We start from the raw sequence: 19,088 nt of genomic DNA on the forward strand, positions 1-19,088 counted from the left end.
CCCGGTAAATACGCGGCTGTCCCGGCGTTGATGCGGCATTGCGGGCGGTTGAAAAATCAGTGTAAACGATTCCACTATTTTATCCCATGTCACACTTTTTACCGCTCTGTTATGCTAAGGTTAATTCATATCAAATGCTTGATGGAGTCAAATATGCGAGTTCTGGTTACTGGTGGTAGCGGTTACATAGGAAGCCACACCTGCGTGCAACTGCTGCAAAACGGCCATGACGTTATCATCCTCGACAACCTCTGCAACAGTAAGCGCAGCGTGCTTAACCAGATTGAGCGCTTTGGCGGTAAACGGGCGCTCTTCGTTGAGGGCGACATTCGCGATGAGGCGCTGCTGGCCGAGATCCTGCACGACCACGCCATCGAAGCGGTGATCCACTTTGCCGGGCTGAAAGCCGTCGGCGAATCCGTTGCCAAACCGCTGGAGTATTATGACAACAACGTCAACGGCACGCTGCGCCTGATTAACGCCATGCGCGCCGCCAACGTGAAGAACTTTATCTTTAGCTCCTCGGCAACCGTCTATGGCGACCAGCCGAAAATCCCTTATGCCGAAAGCTTCCCGACCGGCACCCCGCAAAGCCCGTACGGCAAAAGTAAACTGATGGTTGAGCAGATCCTCACCGACCTGCAAAAAGCGCAGCCGGAGTGGAGCATCGCCCTGCTGCGCTACTTCAACCCGGTGGGCGCGCATCCGTCAGGCGATATGGGTGAAGATCCGCAGGGTATTCCGAACAACTTAATGCCCTATATCGCGCAAGTGGCGGTGGGCCGCCGCGAATCGCTGGCGGTGTTCGGCAATGACTACCCGACAGAAGATGGCACCGGCGTGCGCGACTATATCCACGTGATGGATCTGGCCGACGGTCACGTTGCCGCCATGCAGCAGCTGGCAGGCAAACCGGGCGTCCATATTTATAACCTCGGCGCTGGCGTCGGCAGCAGCGTGCTTGATGTGATTAACGCCTTCAGCAAAGCCTGCGGCAAACAGATTGCCTGGCACTTCGCGCCGCGCCGCGACGGCGATCTCCCGGCCTACTGGGCGGACGCCACCAAAGCCGACAAAGAGCTGAACTGGCGCGTAACACGCACCCTTGATGAAATGGCAGAAGATACCTGGCGCTGGCAGTCACGCCATCCGCAGGGCTATCCCGATTAACAGGAGTGGTAATGTCGCAATTTAACCCGGTCGATCACCCGCATCGCCGCTACAATCCGCTGACGGATCAGTGGATTCTGGTCTCTCCGCACCGTGCGAAACGCCCCTGGCAAGGGGCGCAGGAGACGCCGTCTAAACAGACGCTGCCTGCCCACGATCCGGACTGTTTCCTCTGTCCGGGCAATACCCGTGTCACCGGGGATAAAAACCCCGACTACACCAGCACCTATGTCTTTACCAACGACTTTGCGGCGCTGATGACCGACACGCCGGATGCGCCAGAGAGTAACGACCCGCTGATGCGCAGCCAGAGCGCGCGCGGCACCAGCCGGGTTATCTGCTTCTCGCCGGATCACAGCAAAACGCTGCCGGAGCTGAGCGTGGCGGCACTGGAAGAGGTGGTAAAAACCTGGCAGCAGCAGACCGCTGAGCTGGGTAAAACCTACCCGTGGATCCAGGTGTTTGAGAACAAAGGCGCGGCGATGGGCTGCTCCAACCCGCATCCGCACGGCCAGGTGTGGGCCAACAGCTTCCTGCCCAATGAAGCCGAGCGCGAAGATCGCCTGCAGAAAGCCTACTTTGCCGAACACCACTCGCCGATGCTGCTCGATTATGTGCAGCGCGAGCTGAAAGATGGCAGCCGCACGGTGGTAGAGACCGAGCACTGGCTGGCGGTAGTGCCCTACTGGGCCGCCTGGCCGTTTGAAACGCTGCTGCTGCCAAAAGCCGCCGTTCAGCGCATTACCGGGTTAACCGACGCGCAGCGCAGCGATCTTGCGCTGGCCCTGAAAAAACTGACCAGCCGCTACGATAACCTGTTCCAGTGCTCCTTCCCCTACTCAATGGGGTGGCACGGCGCGCCATTTAATGGCGAGGATAACGCCCACTGGCAGCTGCATGCGCACTTCTACCCGCCGCTGCTGCGCTCCGCCACTGTGCGTAAATTTATGGTTGGCTACGAGATGCTCGGCGAAACCCAGCGCGATCTCACGGCAGAACAAGCGGCCGAACGCCTGCGCGCGGTCAGTGATATCCATTTTCGCGAATCCGGAGAATAACAATGAGCCTGAAAGAGAGAACAGACGCGCTGTTTGCTGAGACATTCGGCTACCCTGCCACCCACACCATCCAGGCCCCGGGCCGCGTCAACCTGATTGGCGAACATACCGATTACAACGACGGCTTTGTGCTGCCCTGCGCCATCGATTACCAGACGGTGATCAGCTGCAAAGCGCGCGACGATCGCACCGTGCGCGTGGTCGCGGCCGACTACGACAACCAGCGCGATGAGTTTTCGCTGGACGCGCCGATTGTGGCGCATGACAGCCAGCAGTGGTCCAACTATGTGCGCGGCGTGGTGAAACATCTGCAACAGCGCGATGGCAGCTTTGGCGGCGCGGATCTGGTGATCAGCGGCAATGTGCCGCAGGGCGCGGGCTTAAGCTCATCGGCCTCGCTGGAAGTGGCGGTTGGTACCGTTTTCCAGCAGCTTTACCATCTGCCGCTGGACGGGGCGCAGATCGCGCTCAACGGCCAGGAAGCGGAAAACCAGTTTGTTGGCTGTAACTGCGGCATTATGGATCAGCTGATCTCTGCGCTTGGCAAGAAAGGCAGCGCGCTACTGATCGACTGCCGCTCGCTCGGCACCAAAGCGGTTTCCATGCCAGAAGGCGTGGCGATTGTCATTATTAACAGCAACTTCAAACGTACGCTGGTGGGCAGCGAATACAACACCCGCCGCCAGCAGTGCGAAACCGGCGCGCGCTTCTTCCAGCAAAAAGCGCTGCGTGATGTCAGCCTCGATCAGTTCAACACTGTGGCGAATGAGCTGGATCCGCTGGTCGCGAAACGTGTGCGCCATGTGCTGACCGAAAACGCCCGCACCGTGGAAGCGGCCGCCGCGCTGGAGAAAGGCGACCTGCAACGTATGGGCGAGCTGATGGCGGAATCCCACGCCTCTATGCGCGACGATTTCGAAATCACCGTGCCGCAAATCGATACGCTGGTAGAGATTGTGAAAGCGACCATCGGTGATAAAGGCGGCGTGCGCATGACCGGCGGCGGCTTTGGCGGCTGCGTCGTTGCGCTGGTGCCGGAAGCGCTGGTACCGGAAGTGAAACAGGCGGTCGAAAGCCAGTATGAAGCGAAAACCGGCATCAAAGAGACCTTCTACGTGTGTAAACCTTCTCAGGGGGCAGGACAGTGCTAAATGAAACGCCTGCGGTAGCACCCGATGGGCTGCCGGTACGACTGATCACCCTGCGCAACGGCGCGGGAATGGTGGTGAGCTTAATGGACTGGGGCGCGACGCTGCTCTCTGCGCGCGTGCCGATGAAAGATGGCAGCGTGCGCGAAGCTCTGCTCGGCTGCGCGACGCCGGAACACTACTGGGAGCAGACCGCCTATCTCGGTGCCTCTATTGGCCGGTATGCGAACCGCATTGCCAAGAGCCGCTTTACCCTTGATGGCGAGACCTGGTCCCTGACCCCAAGCCAGGGCGAAAACCAGCTGCACGGCGGCCCGGAAGGGTTCGATAAACGCCGCTGGCGCATTGAGCGCCAGAACGACAGCGAAGTGCTCTTCTCCCTCACCTCGCCGGATGGCGATCAGGGCTATCCGGGCACGGTCAACGCCACGGCGCACTTCCGTCTTGGTGATGATCATCGCATTACGATTGAGTACCGCGCGACCACCGACAAGCCCTGCCCGGTCAACCTGACCAACCACGCCTATTTCAACCTTGATGGCGCGCAGGGCGATGTCCGCAACCATACGCTGCAACTGCTGGCCGATGCCTATCTGCCGGTGGATGAGATGGGCATTCCGACCGGCGATCTGAAAAAGGTGGCGCTGACCAGTTTTGATTTCCGTACGCCAAAAACCGTGGCGGAAGAGTTCCTCAGCGATGAGGATCAGCGCGTGGTGAAGGGGTACGATCACGCCTTTTTACTGCAGGCGCAGGGGGATGTGACTACGCCTGCGGCGCACCTGTGGTCAACGGATAAGCAGCTGCAAATGTCGGTTTATACCAGCGCGCCTGCGCTGCAATTCTACTCGGGCAACTATCTCGAAGGGACGCCTGCGCGCGGCGGGAAAACCTACAGCGCATGGCAGGGCCTGGCGCTGGAGAGCGAGTTTTTACCCGACAGCCCGAACCGTCCGGACTTCCCGCAGCCGGACTGTACGCTGCAACCTGGCGACGAATATGTCAGCCGGACGGAGTATCACTTTATTCCGCTCTGATAGACAGCCCTCCTGCAGGAGGGCTTTTTTTTGCCCTTTTTGCTGAAATATGCGCCACTTATCCTCAAAACAATAACCCTCGATTCACAAGCAGCTTACACTCTGCGCCTATTTTCGCTATGGTTAAGGGTAATCGTTGCCGGGCAGTGCGCTTCGGCAATACAATGAGAATCGTTATCATTAAATCAGGCTCACAGGAGTAAGTGTATGGCTGTTACTAAGCTGGTTCTGGTTCGTCATGGCGAAAGCCAGTGGAACAACGAAAACCGCTTCACCGGTTGGTACGATGTTGATCTGTCAGAGAAAGGCGTTGGCGAAGCGAAAGCGGCAGGCAAACTGCTGAAAGCTGAAGGCTACGCGTTTGATTTTGCTTATACCTCTGTGCTGAAACGTGCCATCCACACGCTGTGGAACGTTCTGGACGAACTGGATCAGGCATGGCTGCCGGTTGAGAAGAGCTGGAAACTGAACGAACGTCACTACGGTGCGCTGCAGGGTCTGAACAAAGCAGAAACCGCTGAGAAATATGGCGACGATCAGGTTAAACAGTGGCGTCGCGGCTTCGCCGTTACCCCGCCGGCGCTGACCAAAGACGATGAGCGTTTCCCGGGCCACGATCCGCGTTACGCGAAACTGACCGAACAAGAGCTGCCGCTGACCGAAAGCCTGGCGCTGACTATCGATCGCGTCATTCCTTACTGGAATGAAACCATTCTGCCGCGTCTGAAAAGCGGTGAGCGCGTGATCATTGCCGCACACGGTAACTCCCTGCGCGCGCTGGTGAAATACCTCGACAACATGAGCGAAGAAGCGATCCTCGAACTGAACATCCCGACCGGCGTACCGCTGGTGTATGAGTTCGACGAAAACTTCAAACCGATTAAGCACTACTATCTGGGTAACGCGGATGAGATCGCCGCGAAAGCTGCTGCGGTAGCAAACCAGGGTAAAGCGAAGTAATAAAAAAAGCCGGACACGTTGATGCCCGGTTTTTAATTCTCAGGCCCGGTATGCTTTGCGCTGCCGGGCTTTTTGCTGCGTAAAATTGCCGGATGGCGCGTAAACGCTTATCCGGCCTACGCGGTTTCAGCGGCTTCGTTACCGTAGGCCGGATAAGGCGTAGCCGCCATCCGGCATACAAAATAGAGAGCCCGTTAACCGCGGCGCGCTTTGACCGCTTGCGCTAACTGACGCAGCACTGTGTCGGTATCTTCCCAGCCGATACAGGCATCGGTCACGCTTTTGCCGTAAACCAGCGCATCGCCGCTTTCAAGGCTCTGGTTGCCTTCTACCAGATGGCTCTCAATCATCACGCCCATAATCGCTTTATCACCGCCCGCGATCTGCTGGCAAACATCGGCGCTAACTTCCATCTGCTTTTTGAACTGCTTGCTGGAGTTCGCATGGCTGAAGTCGATCATTATCTGCGCCGGCAATCCCGCTTTTTCCAGCCCCGCTTTCACTTCGGCGACATGCTTCGCGCTGTAGTTCGGCTCTTTGCCGCCGCGCAGAATAATGTGGCAATCGCCGTTGCCCGCCGTATTAACGATGGCCGAGTGGCCCCATTTGGTCACGGAGAGGAAGCAGTGCGGCGCGCCAGCGGCATTGATAGCGTCAATCGCTACTTTAATGGTCCCGTCGGTGCCGTTTTTAAAACCAACCGGGCACGAGAGGCCGGAGGCAAGCTCACGGTGTACCTGAGATTCAGTGGTGCGCGCGCCAATCGCGCCCCAGCTCATCAAATCCGCCATATATTGCGGGGTGATCATATCGAGGAACTCACCCGCCGCCGGAAGCCCGCTGTCGTTGATTTCCAGCAGCAGTTTGCGCGCAATACGCAGGCCGTCGTTAATGCGGAAGCTGTTATCCATATGCGGATCGTTAATCAGCCCCTTCCAGCCAACGGTGGTGCGCGGTTTTTCGAAATAGACGCGCATAACAATTTCCAGCTCGTCTTTCAGCTCGTCACGCAGTGCCAGCAGGCGCGAAGCATACTCTTTTGCCGCCACGGGATCGTGAATGGAACAGGGACCTATCACCACCAAAAGGCGGTCGTCGTTGCCGCGCAGGATTTGATGGATCGCCCGACGCGCCCGGGAGACCGTTCTGGCAGCGGTTTCGGTAGCGGGGAATTTTTCAAGCAGGGCGACAGGAGGGAGTAACTCGTTGATCTCTTTGATGCGTAAATCGTCGTTCTGATAAGTCATGATCTTTCCAGTGTGAACATGTTTTTTAGAAGAAAAGCAATCTGACCAATCTATCTCGCTCGCGCCGTAGTGTAAACGCGATTTTACACTTCGCCCGGATAATTCCTGGAATCGACGGAAAGTGGTGGGAAAAGTAGCAAGTCGCCACATCCCGACTACACTTTTTAACTGTAAATACCTTTGTTTTACATTTTTTCGTTATTCCATGCTGCTACTTATGGCACGTATGGCATCTTTCACCACTGAGCGTGCGATGGGTTCGCGCATATTCTGCCGGCGTCCCGCGCGGCATTAGACGACCAGCACAGGAGCATCATGATGAAAATGAATAAATTAGCGACTCTTTTACTGACCACCACACTGACTCTGGCAGGCGGCGCGGCATATGCAGCTGACGCATCCTCTTCTAGCTCCAGCAACGGCGATGCCAACGCAGCAGCGAAGGCAGGCCAGGTTGCACCTGACGCGAAAGAAAACGTTGCGCCAGGCAATGTTGATAACAGCAACATCAACACCGGCAACACCAATACCAACTCCACCTCTACGCAGATGAACCACAAATCTGGTCATATGAGCAAAGAGGAAGTGCACAAAAACACCATGTGTAAAGATGGTCGTTGCCCGGACGTGAACAAAAAAGTTGAAACCGGCAGCGGTGACAACAGCAAAGTGAACACCAAAACTGATGGCACCACCCAGTAAGGCGTGATGCTAGAAGTGAAGAAGGAGAGCTGAGGCTCTCCTTTTTTTATTCCTTAAAACTCAAAATCTGCAATGATGTAGGCGTTTTCTCAACGGTCAAAAGGATAGATCCCATCATGGCGCACGATCACTCGCATGGCTCATCGGATGCCAATGCTCGCCGTCTGCTACTGGCCTTTACGGTCACCGCTGTTTTTATGGTTATTGAAGTGGTGGGCGGGATTATTTCTGGCTCGCTGGCGCTGCTGGCCGACGCCGGACATATGCTCACGGATGCCGCCGCCCTGCTCTTCGCCCTGCTGGCGGTGTGGTTTGCCCGCCAGCCGCCGAGCGCAAAACGTACCTTCGGCTGGCTACGTCTGACAACGCTTGCCGCCTTTATCAATGCCCTGGCGCTGGTGCTGATAACGATATGGATTGTCTGGGAAGCGATCCTGCGTTTTAGCCACCCACAGCCGGTTGCCGGAATGACGATGATGGCGATTGCCATCGCTGGCCTTGTGGCAAATCTGCTCTCCTTCTGGCTGCTGCATCGCGGCAGTGAAGAGAAGAACCTGAACGTGCGCGCCGCCGCGCTGCATGTGCTGGGCGATCTGCTCGGCTCCGTTGGCGCGATTATCGCGGCAGTGGTGATCATGGTGACCCACTGGACGCCCATCGATCCGATTCTGTCGGTGCTGGTTTCTGCGCTGGTGCTGAAGAGCGCGTGGCGCTTGATGAAGGAGAGCGTCAATGAACTGCTGGAGGGGGTTCCCGCTTCGCTGGATATCGGTGCGTTGCAGCGCCATTTGCGCCGCGCGATTCCGGAAATCCGCGATGTGCACCATGTGCACGTCTGGCAGGTAGGTGAAAAACCGCTGATGACCCTGCATGTGCAGGTGATCCCGCCGCGCGATCACGATAAGTTGCTCGGCGAGATTCACCACTTCCTGGCGCACCATTATGAGATTGCTCATGCAACGGTGCAGATGGAGTATCAGCCCTGTAGCGGCTCAGACTGCCGTCTGGGCGACGTTACGGCCGATCCCCACCACGGACATCATCATTAATGTGAAAGCGCGCGAGAACCACGCTCGCGCGCGCTGTTAATCCACATCCGGCTGCCGTTCAGGGCAATAAAGGTGAGGATCATATACTCCAGCGACATTGCCCACACGCCCTGGCGTGCAAATATCACCACGCTTATCACGTTGATAATCACCCACAGCAGCCAGTTTTCGACATATTTACGCGTCATCAGGATCATCGCCACGATAGAGAGTACCATCATGCAGGAATCCCAGAAGGGGAAAGCATCAGGCTGCAGCGTTGGCATTGCCACGTTCAGCCCGACCGCCTGCATGATATTGACGGCGATACGCGTCAGGAAGGCAAAGACCGGGTTGATAAACAGTGTCATCAGGCCAATCGCCACCACGCAGGCGGCAAGCCAGCCGAGGGCTTTGCTGCGCGGCAACCAGCGTATTTGTAGCTCGGCCTCATTTTGCGAGGTCTGGCGCGACCAGGCATACCAGCCATAGATATTGGCGGCGAAGAAGAAGAGTTGCAGCAGCAGGCTGGCGTAAAGCTGGATCTGAAAGAAGATGATGGCGAAGAGCGTGACGTTAATCAGGCCAAAAGCGTAGTTGCTGATTTTCTCAAGGCTGGCGAGCCAGATACAGAGTAAACCCGCCAGCGTGCCTGCGGCTTCAATCCATGAAAGGTCATATCCCCCGGCACCGATCGGAATGTGCACGAGGATGTTTTGCGTACTAAAAAAGTCCATTCTTTCCCCAGAGCGTAGTGTTACGCATTGATGTCTATGAAAACGTTAAGGTCGAAGTGTAGCCGCAAAATCGAGCATGCGGTTAAGCGGCAGCAGCGCGCGTTCACGCAGGCTGGCCTCCACCTCTATCTCATGCGCCGTTCCGCCCTGCTCCAGCCCGTCGGCAATGGCTTTCAGACCGTTCATTGCCATCCACGGGCAGTGAGCGCAGCTGCGGCACGTCGCCCCTTCACCCGCCGTTGGCGCCTCGATCAGCGCTTTATGCGGCACGGCCTGCTGCATTTTATAGAAGATCCCGCGGTCGGTGGCGACAATCAGCTGCGAGTGGGGCAGCGTTTTTGCGGCCTGGATCAACTGGCTGGTCGAACCGACTGCATCGGCTAACTCTACCACCGCTTGTGGCGATTCAGGATGCACCAGTATTGCGGCGTCGGGATAGAGCGCTTTCATGCGCCGCAGCGCCTGGGTTTTGAACTCATCATGGACAATGCACGCCCCCTGCCAGCAAAGTACGTCCGCGCCCGTTTGCTTCTGGACATAGTTTCCGAGATGACGATCCGGTGCCCAGATAATTTTTTCGCCGAGGCTATCGAGGTGCTCAATCAACTCTACGGCAATGCTTGAAGTGACTACCCAGTCGGCGCGGGCTTTTACCGCCGCCGAGGTGTTGGCGTAGACCACCACCGTGCGATCCGGGTGCGCATCGCAGAAAGCGTTGAACGGCTCAATGGGGCAGCCCAGATCGAGCGAGCATTCGGCCTCAAGCGTCGGCATAAGAATCGTTTTTTCCGGGCTGAGGATTTTCGCCGTTTCCCCCATAAAACGCACGCCCGCGACCAGCAGCGTTGAGGCGGAATGACGCGCGCCAAAGCGCGCCATCTCCAGCGAATCGGAGATGCAGCCGCCGGTCTCTTCCGCCAGCTGCTGGATTTCCGGGTCGGTGTAGTAGTGGGCGACCATCACCGCATTACGCTCTTTCAGCAAGCGTTTGATTTTATCGCGGTAAAACGCTTTTTCCGCCTGATTTAGCGGCGCGGGTTTGGCAGGAAAAGGATAGATTGCGGCTTCAGGATCAAACATTACGCTCATGGTGCTCACTCGTTTTGCGTGCTTAACATGATAACCCTAACAGCGGCCTGATATGGCTTCCTGAGCGGCCGATGTTTTATATACTAAACAAGATACCCGATCGCAGAGATATTGTCGCGGTGAATTTATTCGTGGTGGGAAGTGGGTGGTGTGGATTATTGCCTGCTGGCGCTGCGCTTAGCAGGCCTGGGAAAACCGGGTGCGGAGAAATGTTGTAGGCCGGATAAGGCGTAGCCGCCATCAGGCAGTGGGTTCAGGTTCAAAACAGAACGCCTGCTGGCGCTGCGCTTAGCAGGCCTGGGAAAACCGGGTGCGGAGAGATGTTGTAGGCCGGATAAGGCATAGCCGCCATCCGGCAAGAAGAGCGCACGGAATTTTCAAATCGCAGATAGCAAAAAAGCGCCGCAAGCGCCATTTTTACATTGGTGGGTCGTGCAGGATGACTCGCTTCGCTCGCCCTTCGGGCCGTCGCCGCAAGCGGCTCCGTTGTCTCACTACGTTCGACCCGAACCTGCCGCAGGTTCGAATCTTTGAAACCGGCAGATAGCAAAAAAGCGCCTTTAGGGCGCTTTTTTACATTGGTGGGTCGTGCAGGATTCGAACCTGCGACCAATTGATTAAAAGTCAACTGCTCTACCAACTGAGCTAACGACCCTTTGCAGGGATTCTTCGAAGTGGTGGGTCGTGCAGGATGACTCGGCTTTTGCCTCGCCCTACTGGGCCGTTGCTGACGCAACGTTATCCTTCACGTCTGACACCTTCACCAATTATCAAAATTGGTGGGTCGTGCAGGATTCGAACCTGCGACCAATTGATTAAAAGTCAACTGCTCTACCAACTGAGCTAACGACCCATACAGGGTAGCGACTTCGAAGATAAATCTTTGGAACCACGGAATGCGTGGCAATTGTGCAGGATGAGTCGGCTTTCACCGGCGGGCGGTTGCTGACGCAACGCTATCCTTCACATTTAACATCGCGATCGCGATATTAAATTGGTGGGTCGTGCAGGATTCGAACCTGCGACCAATTGATTAAAAGTCAACTGCTCTACCAACTGAGCTAACGACCCGGTGGTGGGTGATGACGGGATCGAACCGCCGACCCCCTCCTTGTAAGGGAGGTGCTCTCCCAGCTGAGCTAATCACCCGATACTGCGCTGGATACTGCTAAATGGTGGTTCGTGCAGGATGACTCGGCTTTCGCCTCGCCCTACGGGCCGTTGCTGTCGCAACGTTATCCTTCACGTTAAAACGCTTCACCAGACTTAACAGTGGTGGGTCGTGCAGGATTCGAACCTGCGACCAATTGATTAAAAGTCAACTGCTCTACCAACTGAGCTAACGACCCACTTTTGGGCTGCTTCCGGGTTAAGAGATATCCCGTGGCAACGGCGGCATATATTACTGATTTAAGAACTCAGCGCAACAACAATTTCGACGCGCACTGTTTAACTGCTTATGATTCATGCGACAAGACCAGAAAAACCGCGTTTTCTGGTCATGCGCTATGCATTACATCGAAGCAAGGCGTTTTTGCGCCTGTTTCGCACCATCGGTACCAGGGTATTTGCTGACCACCTGCTGGTAAACCGCTTTGGCTTTTGCAGTATCGCCCTTGTCTTGCATAATCACGCCGACTTTAAACATCGCGTCTGGCGCTTTCGGCGACTTCGGGAAGTTCTTCACTACCGATGCGAAGTAGTAAGCCGCATCGTCTTTCTTACCCTTGTTGTAATTCAACTGACCGAGCCAGTAGTTAGCGTTCGGTACATAGGTTGAATCAGGGTACTTTTTGACGAAGTTCTGAAACGCAGCCAGCGCATCATCCTGGCGGGATTTATCCTGCACCAGGGCGATAGCCGCGTTGTAATCGGTATTGGCATCGCCGCTTTGTACCGGTGCGCCTGAAGCCGCCGCACCGTTGTTTGCACCCGCATCCGCTGCGGGAGCCTGCGCTGCCGCACCGCTCTGATCGCCGGAAGCCTGCTGCGTCTGCCCTGCTGCTGCACCGCTGCTCAGATTGCCGATCTGCTGCAGAATTTGCTGCTGGCGTTCAACAACCTGATTGAGCTGATACTGGCTTTCCTGGATCTGCCCGCGCAGGGAGTCAATATCGGCCTGATTATCAGAGAGCTGCTGCTGAAGTTGGGTTAAAAGCTGGCTGTGAGCATTGGAAATACGCTCAAGTTGAGTGACACGGTCTTCGACCGAGCCTGAGCCGACACTACTGATTGGCGCCTGAGCATTAGCGGCCCAGGGGGCCGCTATGCCAACCAGTAACGACAGACTCAACAGATGATGTCTGAAGTTACTGCTCATGCAATTCTCTTAGTAAACCAGTACGGCGCGACGGTTTTTAGCGTAAGCCGCTTCGTCGTGACCCAGTACTGCAGGTTTTTCTTTACCGTAAGAAACGATGGAGATCTGGTCAGCAGAAACGCCTTTACCCTGCAGGTACATTTTAACGGCGTTAGCACGACGTTCGCCCAGGGAGATGTTGTACTCCGGGGTACCGCGTTCGTCAGCATGACCTTCTACGGTCACTTTGTAGGACGGGTTGCTACGCAGGAAGTTAGCGTGAGCATCCAGCATCGCTGCAAAGTCAGAACGGATGTCGTACTTGTCCAGATCGAAGTAAACGATGTTGTTCTGCTGCAGCTGCTGCATCTGCAGACGCGCCTGCTCTTCAGAGGACATGTTACCGCTACCGTTCATGCCAGTGCCGGCACCCATCATGCCTTCGCCGCTCTGGTCGCTGGTGTTGTTCTTGTGAGAAGAACATGCAGCGATTGCCATAACAGGCAGAGCCAGCATCAGGCCTTTCAGCACTTTGTTCAGTTGCATTTCTTTGATTCCTTTAATATTTATTTATTATCACAGATACGGAGACCAGGCAGGGAATTTAACCTGTCCATCAGTCGCCGGAATACGCGCTTTGAAACGCCCATCTGTAGAAACCAGGTTCAGCACGGAGCCCATCCCCTGAGAAGAGCTGTAGATGACCATAGTGCCGTTAGGTGCCAGACTTGGCGTTTCATCCAGGAACGTTGACGACAAAACTTGCACGCCACCCGCTTCCAGATCTTGTTTAGCAATGTGCTGCTGACCACCGTCAGAGCTAACCATCACCATAAATTTACCGTCGCTGCTGACATCCGCATCCTGGTTCTGAGAACCCTGCCAGGAGATACGCTGCGCTGCGCCGCCGTTGATATTGATTTTGTAAACCTGCGGACGACCGGCCTGGTCAGAGGTAAAGGCCAGGTTCTGGCTGTCCGGGAACCAGGTTGGTTCGGTGTTGTTGCTGCGACCGTCGGTAACCTGACGGATCTGGCCGGAACCGATGTCCATCACGTAGATGTTCAGGCTGCCGGTTTTTGACAGGGCAAACGCCAGCTTGGTGCCATCCGGCGAGAAGGCCGGTGCGCCGTTGTGGCGCGGGAACGAAGCTACCTGACGAATGCTGGCGTTAGCCAGAGTCTGGATAACCAGCGCGGAACGACCGCTCTCAAAGGTCACGTATGCGACTTTTGAACCGTCCGGCGACCAGGCCGGGGACATCAGCGGCTGCGGCGATTTGTGGACGAGGAACTGGTTATAGCCGTCGTAATCAGAGACGCGCAGTTCGTACGGGAACTGAGTGTTCGCAGTCTGCACAACATAGGCGATACGGGTACGGAATGCGCCTTTAATACCGGTCAGCTTTTCGAATACTTCGTCGCTGGCGGCATGGGCAGCATAACGCAGCCACTGCTTGTTCACTTTGAAGGAGTTTTGCGCCAGCACGGTACCCGGCGCGCCGCCGGTGTCGACCAGCTGGTAAGCGACGTTGTAGCTGCCATCAGGATTCGGCGTCACCTGACCTACGATGACCGCATCAATACCGAGCGCGGACCATGCAGCGGGCTGCACTTCCTGCGCGGTGCCCGGCTGCTGCGGTAAACGGGAGCGATCCAGCGGGTTGAATTTACCGCTGTTGCGCAGATCCGCCGCAACGATACCGCCAGCGTCCTCAGGCGCAGCGCCTGGGCCTGCCCACTGGAACGGCACAACGCCAATTGGGCGTGCCGAGTCTACCCCCTGGGTGATCTCGATACGTACTTCTGCATGCAGCACCGCTGCCCACAGCATCAAAAAACCAAATGCAACACGTAATGCCTGCTTCATCATATCTCCCTTATCCGGGCAAAAAACCCGCGATAATTTAGCAGAATTTTAACAAACCAATAAGACAAAACTACCCGCGTTGGAACCGCCTTCGCATACTTTCCTCACGGGATCGCGAGGAAAGTGTACCTCAAGGTTTGAAGTCCAGCGGCGCATTTTTGAACACTTCATACACAGCCTGACTTGGTGGCTTCGGCATTTTCGCCTGTCGTGCCGCGGCCAGCGCGGCCTGACAGAGCGCCGGATCGCCCCCTTCAGACTGAATATCTAACAGCGTCCCATCAGGAGCCAGTTTGATACGTAACGTACAGGTCTTCCCGGTGTAGGAAGATGCATCATAGAAGCGGCTCTCAATCGCCGTTTTAATCTGCCCTGCGTAGTTACTGATATCGGCTCCGGATGCACCGTTGTTCTTAGTGTTACCCGAACCCGCCGGCGCTGCATTGTTGCCTTTCGCTCCGCCGCCCGTTTTCGGTGCATTCTTACCGGAGCTGAGATCGCCAAACAGATCGTCGACGCCTTCCGCGGCGGCGGCTTTCTCTGCTGCGGCTTTTTTGGCAGCCGCTTTCTTATCGGCGGCGGCCTTCTCGGCAGCAGCTTTCTTCTCAGCGGCGGCTTTTTCCGCAGCCGCTTTCTTCTCGGCTGCCGCTTTTTCCGCTGCAGCGGCTTTCTTCTCCGCTGCGGCTTTCTCTGCGGCAGCGGCCTTCTCAGCGGCAGCTTTTTCAGCGGCGGCGGCCTTTTCGGCTGCGGCTTTTTCAGCAGCAGCCTGTTTAGCCGCTTCCGCCTGCGCTTTCTTCTTCGCATCGGCTGCCGCTTTCGCAGCTTCTGCTTCCGCTTTCTTCTGTGCGTCGGCGGCGGCTTTCGCGGCCTCCGCTTCGGCTTTCTTCTGTGCATCGGCGGCGGCTTTGGCTGCATCCGCCTGCGCTTTCTTCTGCGCGTCCGCTGCGGCTTTCTTCGCCGCCTCTTCCGCCGCTTTTGCCTGCGCATCCGCTTTGGCTTTCGCGTCAGCGGCGGCTTTCGCTGCCGCTTCTTCAGCCTGTTTCTGCTGCTGTTGCGCCTGCTTAGCCGCTTCTTCCGCTTGTTTCTGCTGTTCAGCTTGTTCGCGCGCCGCTTCCTGCGCTTGCAGACGCTCTTTCTCTACCTGCTTCAGACGCTCCTGCTCGGCGGCCTGCTTTTCACGCATCTCCTCCGCCTGCTGCTGCGCCTGTTTTTCACGCTGCTCTTCCGCGCGTTTAGCGCTCGATTGCTGGTGCTGTTGGCGGTTGTAGTTCTCCACTACCGCGCCGGGATCGACCATTACGGCGTCGATCGACGAGCCGCCACCGCCGCCCGCTGACGCTTCAATATGCTCATCGAACGAACTCCAGATCAGCAGCGCCACCAGAATTACGTGCAGCACGGCTGAAATGAGTATCGCTCGCTTAAGCTTGTCGTTTTGTACGGTTGCCTTTGACACTCTCGGTTCCCAAAAACTGTCCGCCTGTTAAGCCGGTGATCAGATAGGCTGCGTCATCAAGCCAACCGATTTCACACCCGCGCTATGTAACAGGTTCAGCGCTTTAATGATTTCGTCGTACGGCACGTCCTTCGCCCCGCCGATTAAGAACACGGTTTTCGGATTGGATTGCAGGCGACGCTGCGCCTCCGCAATAACCTGCTCCGGCGGCAGCTGATCCATACGATCTTTCTCTACCACCACGCTGTATTGCCCGACACCGGAAACTTCAATAATGACCGGAGGATCGTCATTGGTGCTGACGGTCTGAGAATCCGTTGCATCCGGCAGATCGACCTCGACGCTCTGAGTGATGATGGGCGCCGTTGCCATAAAGATCAGCAGCAGCACCAGCAGCACATCGAGCAGCGGCACAATATTGATTTCGGACTTCAGGGCACGCTTGCTCCGCCCACGGGATCTGGCCATGGCTTACTCCTTATTGCTGTCGCTGCTGGCAAACGCCTGGCGATGCAGAATAGCCGTGAACTCTTCCATAAAGTTGTCGTAATTCTGTTCCAGTTTATTGACGCGCTGGTTCAGACGGTTGTAGGCCATTACCGCCGGAATTGCCGCGAACAGGCCGATAGCGGTCGCAATCAGCGCTTCGGCGATACCCGGTGCAACCATTTGCAGCGTCGCCTGTTTCACCGCGCCCAGCGCGATAAAGGCGTGCATGATCCCCCAGACGGTACCAAAAAGACCAATATAAGGGCTGATGGAACCAACGGTACCGAGGAAAGGAATGTGGTTTTCGAGGCTTTCCAGCTCGCGATTCATCGAGATACGCATTGCCCTGGAGGCTCCTTCTACAATCGCTTCCGGCGCGTGGCTGTTGGCGCGATGCAGACGGGCAAACTCTTTAAAACCGCTATAGAAAATCTGTTCAGAGCCGCTCAGATTATCGCGACGGCCCTGGCTTTCCTGATAGAGACGAGAGAGTTCAATGCCGGACCAGAACTTATCTTCGAACGCTTCCGCTTCACGCCCTGCGGCGTTGAGGATGCGGGTTCTCTGGATAATGATTGCCCAGGATGCGATTGAAAAACCAATCAAAATCAACATGATAAGTTTGACCAGAAGGCTCGCCTTCAGGAACAAATCAAGGATGTTCATGTCAGTCACTGCTTAAACTCCGCGACAATAGACTTGGGAAGCGCACGAGGCTTCATTAAGAGTGGATCAACACAGACAACCAGCACTTCAGCTTCGTTCAGCACTTTGTTCTCTGCGTTGACGATCCGCTGCGAGAACACCATAGACGTTCCACGCATTGATGTAATTTCCGTTTGGACGTCGAGCATGTCGTCGAGTCGGGCGGGTGCAAAATACTCCAGCGTAATTTTGCGCACCACGAACGCGACCTGCTCTGCCAGCAGAGCCTGTTGGCTAAAGTGATGGTGGCGCAGCATCTCGGTGCGGGCTCTTTCATAAAAAGCAACGTAGCTGGCGTGGTAAACCACACCACCGGCATCAGTATCTTCGTAATAGACACGAACCGGCCATCGAAACAGCGTTGTATTCACTTTACATCCCGGTAATGCAAAAAAGGTTAGAGCTTTTAAACTTCGCTACTATACGCGCGGGCAAGGTGCTTTGGAATGGGTTGTGGTAAACGGAGAGTAAAAATTTATGGGCTTTTGCAAGCCCATCGGGATAGCGGATATTTCTTATTCAAAAGAAGAAGAAAAGCAGACCTGCAAGCAGCACAACATCGGCAATCAGCGGGCAAAACAGCCCTTGCCAGTGCAGCGCGCGAGGACGAAAACCGACGCCGTGGATCACACCGGCGCAAACGGCCCACATCAACAGCAGACCATGCCAGATCTCAAGCTCGCTGGTTTTCGCCGCAAAGCGCGACGGGTCCCAGAAAATGCACCCTGCCAGCAGCAGCGCCATTAGTAAGGAAAGGGCCCGTAACGGGCCCTTGTCCATTACCGCATAGAGCTTTGCGATAACCTTATCCATCAATGTTCTTCTTGACCGGCTTTGGTTGCTTCAACATGTTCCAGCGCCAGCGCGGTGATCACACCAAAAGCACAGGCAAGAAGCGTTCCTAAAATCCAGGCGAAATACCACATATTCAGCTCCTTACTTAGTACATAGAGTGGGTGTTGCTTTCGATCTGCTCTTTGGTAATACGACCGAACATTTTCCAGTAACACCAGGTGGTGTAGAGCAGAATGATCGGTACGAATACCGCTGCAACCCAGGTCATCAGGTTCAGCGTGCGCTGCGTCGAGGTCGCGTCCCACATTGTCAGGCTTGCGTTCAGCATGGTGCTGGACGGCATGACAAACGGGAACATCGCGATGCCTGCGGTCAGAATGATGCACGCCAGCGTCAGGGACGAGAAGACAAAGGCGAAGGCTGATTTATCCAGACGCGCGGTCAGGATAGTCAACAGCGGCAGCGCCACGCCCAGAGCCGGGATCGCCCACAATACCGGAGTATTGTTGAAGTTGGTCAGCCAGGCACCCGCCTGTACCGCAACTTCTTTAGTCAGCGGATTTGAGGCTGCATGATGATTCATCGCAGAGGTGATCACATACCCGTCAATGCCGTACACCACCCAGACACCCGCCAGCGCGAAGCAGACCAGCGTCACCAGGGCTGCAATCTGTACCGTAGCGCGTGCCCGCAGGTGTAGTTCGCCAACGGTACGCATTTGCAGATAGGTTGCGCCCTGGGTCAGGATCATCGCCACGCTCACTACACCGGCCAGCAGACCAAACGGGTTCAGCAGCTGGAAGAAGTTACCGGTATAGAAGAGGCGCATGTCGCCATCCAGGTGGAACGGTACGCCCTGCAACAGGTTACCGAAGGCCACGCCAATCACCAGCGGCGGCACGAAGCTACCGATGAAGATGCCCCAGTCCCACATGCCGCGCCAGCGCACATCTTCAATCTTCGAGCGGTAATCAAAGCCAACCGGACGGAAGAAGAGTGAGGCCAGCACGAGGATCATCGCTACATAGAAGCCGGAGAAGGCTGCCGCGTAGACCATCGGCCAGGCGGCGAACAGCGCGCCACCGGCAGTGATAAGCCAGACCTGGTTGCCGTCCCAGTGCGGCGCGATGGAGTTTATCATCACGCGGCGCTCGGTGTCGCTACGCCCCAACACGCGGGTCAGCATGCCGACGCCCATGTCGAAGCCATCGGTGACGGCGAAACCGATCAGCAGAATGCCCACCAGCAGCCACCAGATAAAACGTAATACTTCATAATCGATCATTTCACGACTCCTGT

The 19,088-nt window shown here is 56.2% G+C and carries 20 protein-coding genes, 5 tRNA genes and 1 other RNA gene; 7 read left to right on the forward strand and 19 right to left on the reverse strand.

Annotated elements, in window-relative coordinates; genetic code table 11:
- Positions 1 to 153: 153 nt before the first annotated feature.
- From galE to gpmA, 5 genes are all read left to right on the forward strand, one after another.
- On the forward strand, positions 154 to 1,170 hold the full coding sequence (galE, locus tag EH164_RS15525; RefSeq protein ID WP_023479508.1) for a UDP-glucose 4-epimerase GalE: 1,017 nt from the start codon (positions 154 to 156) through the stop codon (positions 1,168 to 1,170).
- Between the two features lie 11 nt (positions 1,171 to 1,181).
- Complete coding sequence (gene galT, locus EH164_RS15530; protein WP_094420446.1) at positions 1,182 to 2,228, forward strand: galactose-1-phosphate uridylyltransferase; 1,047 nt, start codon at positions 1,182 to 1,184, stop codon at positions 2,226 to 2,228.
- A 2-nt stretch (positions 2,229 to 2,230) separates the two neighbouring features.
- Positions 2,231 to 3,379, forward strand: coding sequence for a galactokinase (gene galK, locus EH164_RS15535; protein ID WP_124969088.1), 1,149 nt, complete (start codon positions 2,231 to 2,233; stop codon positions 3,377 to 3,379).
- Complete coding sequence (gene galM, locus EH164_RS15540; protein WP_124969090.1) at positions 3,373 to 4,413, forward strand: galactose-1-epimerase; 1,041 nt, start codon at positions 3,373 to 3,375, stop codon at positions 4,411 to 4,413. The genes galK and galM overlap by 7 nt, the downstream gene beginning before the upstream one ends.
- Before the next feature lie 207 nt (positions 4,414 to 4,620).
- Positions 4,621 to 5,373: a 2,3-diphosphoglycerate-dependent phosphoglycerate mutase gene (gene gpmA / locus EH164_RS15545; RefSeq protein WP_023479514.1), complete on the forward strand. Its 753-nt coding sequence runs from the start codon at positions 4,621 to 4,623 to the stop codon at positions 5,371 to 5,373.
- A 194-nt stretch (positions 5,374 to 5,567) separates the two neighbouring features.
- Here gpmA and aroG read toward each other — a convergent pair whose 3' ends face one another.
- Positions 5,568 to 6,620 carry a 3-deoxy-7-phosphoheptulonate synthase AroG gene (gene aroG, locus EH164_RS15550; RefSeq protein WP_124969092.1) on the reverse strand — a complete coding sequence of 351 codons (1,053 nt, stop codon included), beginning with the start codon at positions 6,618 to 6,620 and terminating at the stop codon, positions 5,568 to 5,570.
- A 318-nt stretch (positions 6,621 to 6,938) separates the two neighbouring features.
- Between aroG and EH164_RS15555 the strand changes: the two genes are divergently transcribed.
- Together EH164_RS15555 and zitB are read left to right on the forward strand one after the other, a co-directional pair.
- The gene (locus EH164_RS15555; protein WP_076769568.1) at positions 6,939 to 7,322 is read left to right on the forward strand and encodes a YbgS-like family protein; all 384 of its coding nucleotides are present in this window, start codon (positions 6,939 to 6,941) and stop codon (positions 7,320 to 7,322) included.
- Between the two features lie 116 nt (positions 7,323 to 7,438).
- Positions 7,439 to 8,371: a CDF family zinc transporter ZitB gene (gene zitB, locus EH164_RS15560; protein WP_124969094.1), complete on the forward strand. Its 933-nt coding sequence runs from the start codon at positions 7,439 to 7,441 to the stop codon at positions 8,369 to 8,371.
- Here the strand turns inward: zitB and pnuC are convergent.
- The 18 genes from pnuC to cydB all read right to left on the reverse strand — a co-directional run bounded on the left by pnuC (position 8,368) and on the right by cydB (position 19,074).
- Positions 8,368 to 9,087: a nicotinamide riboside transporter PnuC gene (gene pnuC, locus EH164_RS15565; protein WP_076769566.1), complete on the reverse strand. Its 720-nt coding sequence runs from the start codon at positions 9,085 to 9,087 to the stop codon at positions 8,368 to 8,370. The genes zitB and pnuC overlap by 4 nt on opposite strands.
- A 45-nt stretch (positions 9,088 to 9,132) precedes the next feature.
- A complete protein-coding gene (nadA, locus tag EH164_RS15570) occupies positions 9,133 to 10,176 on the reverse strand; it encodes a quinolinate synthase NadA (RefSeq protein WP_124969096.1) in 1,044 nt (347 codons plus the stop codon).
- A gap of 423 nt (positions 10,177 to 10,599) precedes the next feature.
- A non-coding RNA gene (locus EH164_RS15575) (RtT sRNA) lies at positions 10,600 to 10,731 on the reverse strand.
- Between the two features lie 24 nt (positions 10,732 to 10,755).
- A tRNA-Lys gene (locus tag EH164_RS15580) sits at positions 10,756 to 10,831 on the reverse strand.
- Between the two features lie 122 nt (positions 10,832 to 10,953).
- Positions 10,954 to 11,029: transfer RNA gene (locus tag EH164_RS15585), tRNA-Lys, on the reverse strand.
- A gap of 142 nt (positions 11,030 to 11,171) precedes the next feature.
- Positions 11,172 to 11,247, reverse strand: a tRNA-Lys gene (locus EH164_RS15590).
- Between the two features lie 2 nt (positions 11,248 to 11,249).
- Positions 11,250 to 11,325: transfer RNA gene (locus tag EH164_RS15595), tRNA-Val, on the reverse strand.
- Between the two features lie 124 nt (positions 11,326 to 11,449).
- Positions 11,450 to 11,525, reverse strand: a tRNA-Lys gene (locus EH164_RS15600).
- A 164-nt stretch (positions 11,526 to 11,689) separates the two neighbouring features.
- Positions 11,690 to 12,496, reverse strand: a complete 807-nt coding sequence (gene cpoB / locus EH164_RS15605) for a cell division protein CpoB (RefSeq protein WP_094420453.1) — start codon at positions 12,494 to 12,496, stop codon at positions 11,690 to 11,692.
- 9 nt (positions 12,497 to 12,505) lie between these two features.
- On the reverse strand, positions 12,506 to 13,021 hold the full coding sequence (gene pal / locus EH164_RS15610; RefSeq protein WP_007373922.1) for a peptidoglycan-associated lipoprotein Pal: 516 nt from the start codon (positions 13,019 to 13,021) through the stop codon (positions 12,506 to 12,508).
- A 30-nt stretch (positions 13,022 to 13,051) separates the two neighbouring features.
- Positions 13,052 to 14,344, reverse strand: coding sequence for a Tol-Pal system beta propeller repeat protein TolB (gene tolB / locus EH164_RS15615; protein WP_023478234.1), 1,293 nt, complete (start codon positions 14,342 to 14,344; stop codon positions 13,052 to 13,054).
- A gap of 130 nt (positions 14,345 to 14,474) precedes the next feature.
- Complete coding sequence (gene tolA, locus EH164_RS15620; protein WP_034811770.1) at positions 14,475 to 15,800, reverse strand: cell envelope integrity protein TolA; 1,326 nt, start codon at positions 15,798 to 15,800, stop codon at positions 14,475 to 14,477.
- 39 nt (positions 15,801 to 15,839) lie between these two features.
- Positions 15,840 to 16,268, reverse strand: coding sequence for a colicin uptake protein TolR (gene tolR, locus EH164_RS15625; protein ID WP_023478226.1), 429 nt, complete (start codon positions 16,266 to 16,268; stop codon positions 15,840 to 15,842).
- A gap of 3 nt (positions 16,269 to 16,271) precedes the next feature.
- Positions 16,272 to 16,964: a Tol-Pal system protein TolQ gene (gene tolQ, locus EH164_RS15630; RefSeq protein ID WP_023478229.1), complete on the reverse strand. Its 693-nt coding sequence runs from the start codon at positions 16,962 to 16,964 to the stop codon at positions 16,272 to 16,274.
- Complete coding sequence (gene ybgC / locus EH164_RS15635) at positions 16,961 to 17,365, reverse strand: tol-pal system-associated acyl-CoA thioesterase (RefSeq protein WP_034811764.1); 405 nt, start codon at positions 17,363 to 17,365, stop codon at positions 16,961 to 16,963. The genes tolQ and ybgC overlap by 4 nt, the downstream gene beginning before the upstream one ends.
- A 148-nt stretch (positions 17,366 to 17,513) precedes the next feature.
- Positions 17,514 to 17,807 carry a cyd operon protein YbgE gene (gene ybgE, locus EH164_RS15640; RefSeq protein WP_042713645.1) on the reverse strand — a complete coding sequence of 98 codons (294 nt, stop codon included), beginning with the start codon at positions 17,805 to 17,807 and terminating at the stop codon, positions 17,514 to 17,516.
- Positions 17,807 to 17,920, reverse strand: a complete 114-nt coding sequence (gene cydX, locus EH164_RS15645) for a cytochrome bd-I oxidase subunit CydX (protein ID WP_071789428.1) — start codon at positions 17,918 to 17,920, stop codon at positions 17,807 to 17,809. The genes ybgE and cydX overlap by 1 nt, the downstream gene beginning before the upstream one ends.
- Positions 17,921 to 17,934: 14 nt before the next feature.
- Entirely contained in the window at positions 17,935 to 19,074 is a 1,140-nt protein-coding gene (gene cydB, locus EH164_RS15650; RefSeq protein WP_023478221.1) for a cytochrome d ubiquinol oxidase subunit II, read from the reverse strand.
- Between the last annotated feature and the right edge of the window lie 14 nt (positions 19,075 to 19,088).

It is taken from the genome of Kosakonia sp. CCTCC M2018092, from assembly GCF_003864115.1.
Classification (GTDB): Bacteria; Pseudomonadota; Gammaproteobacteria; order Enterobacterales; family Enterobacteriaceae; genus Kosakonia; species Kosakonia cowanii.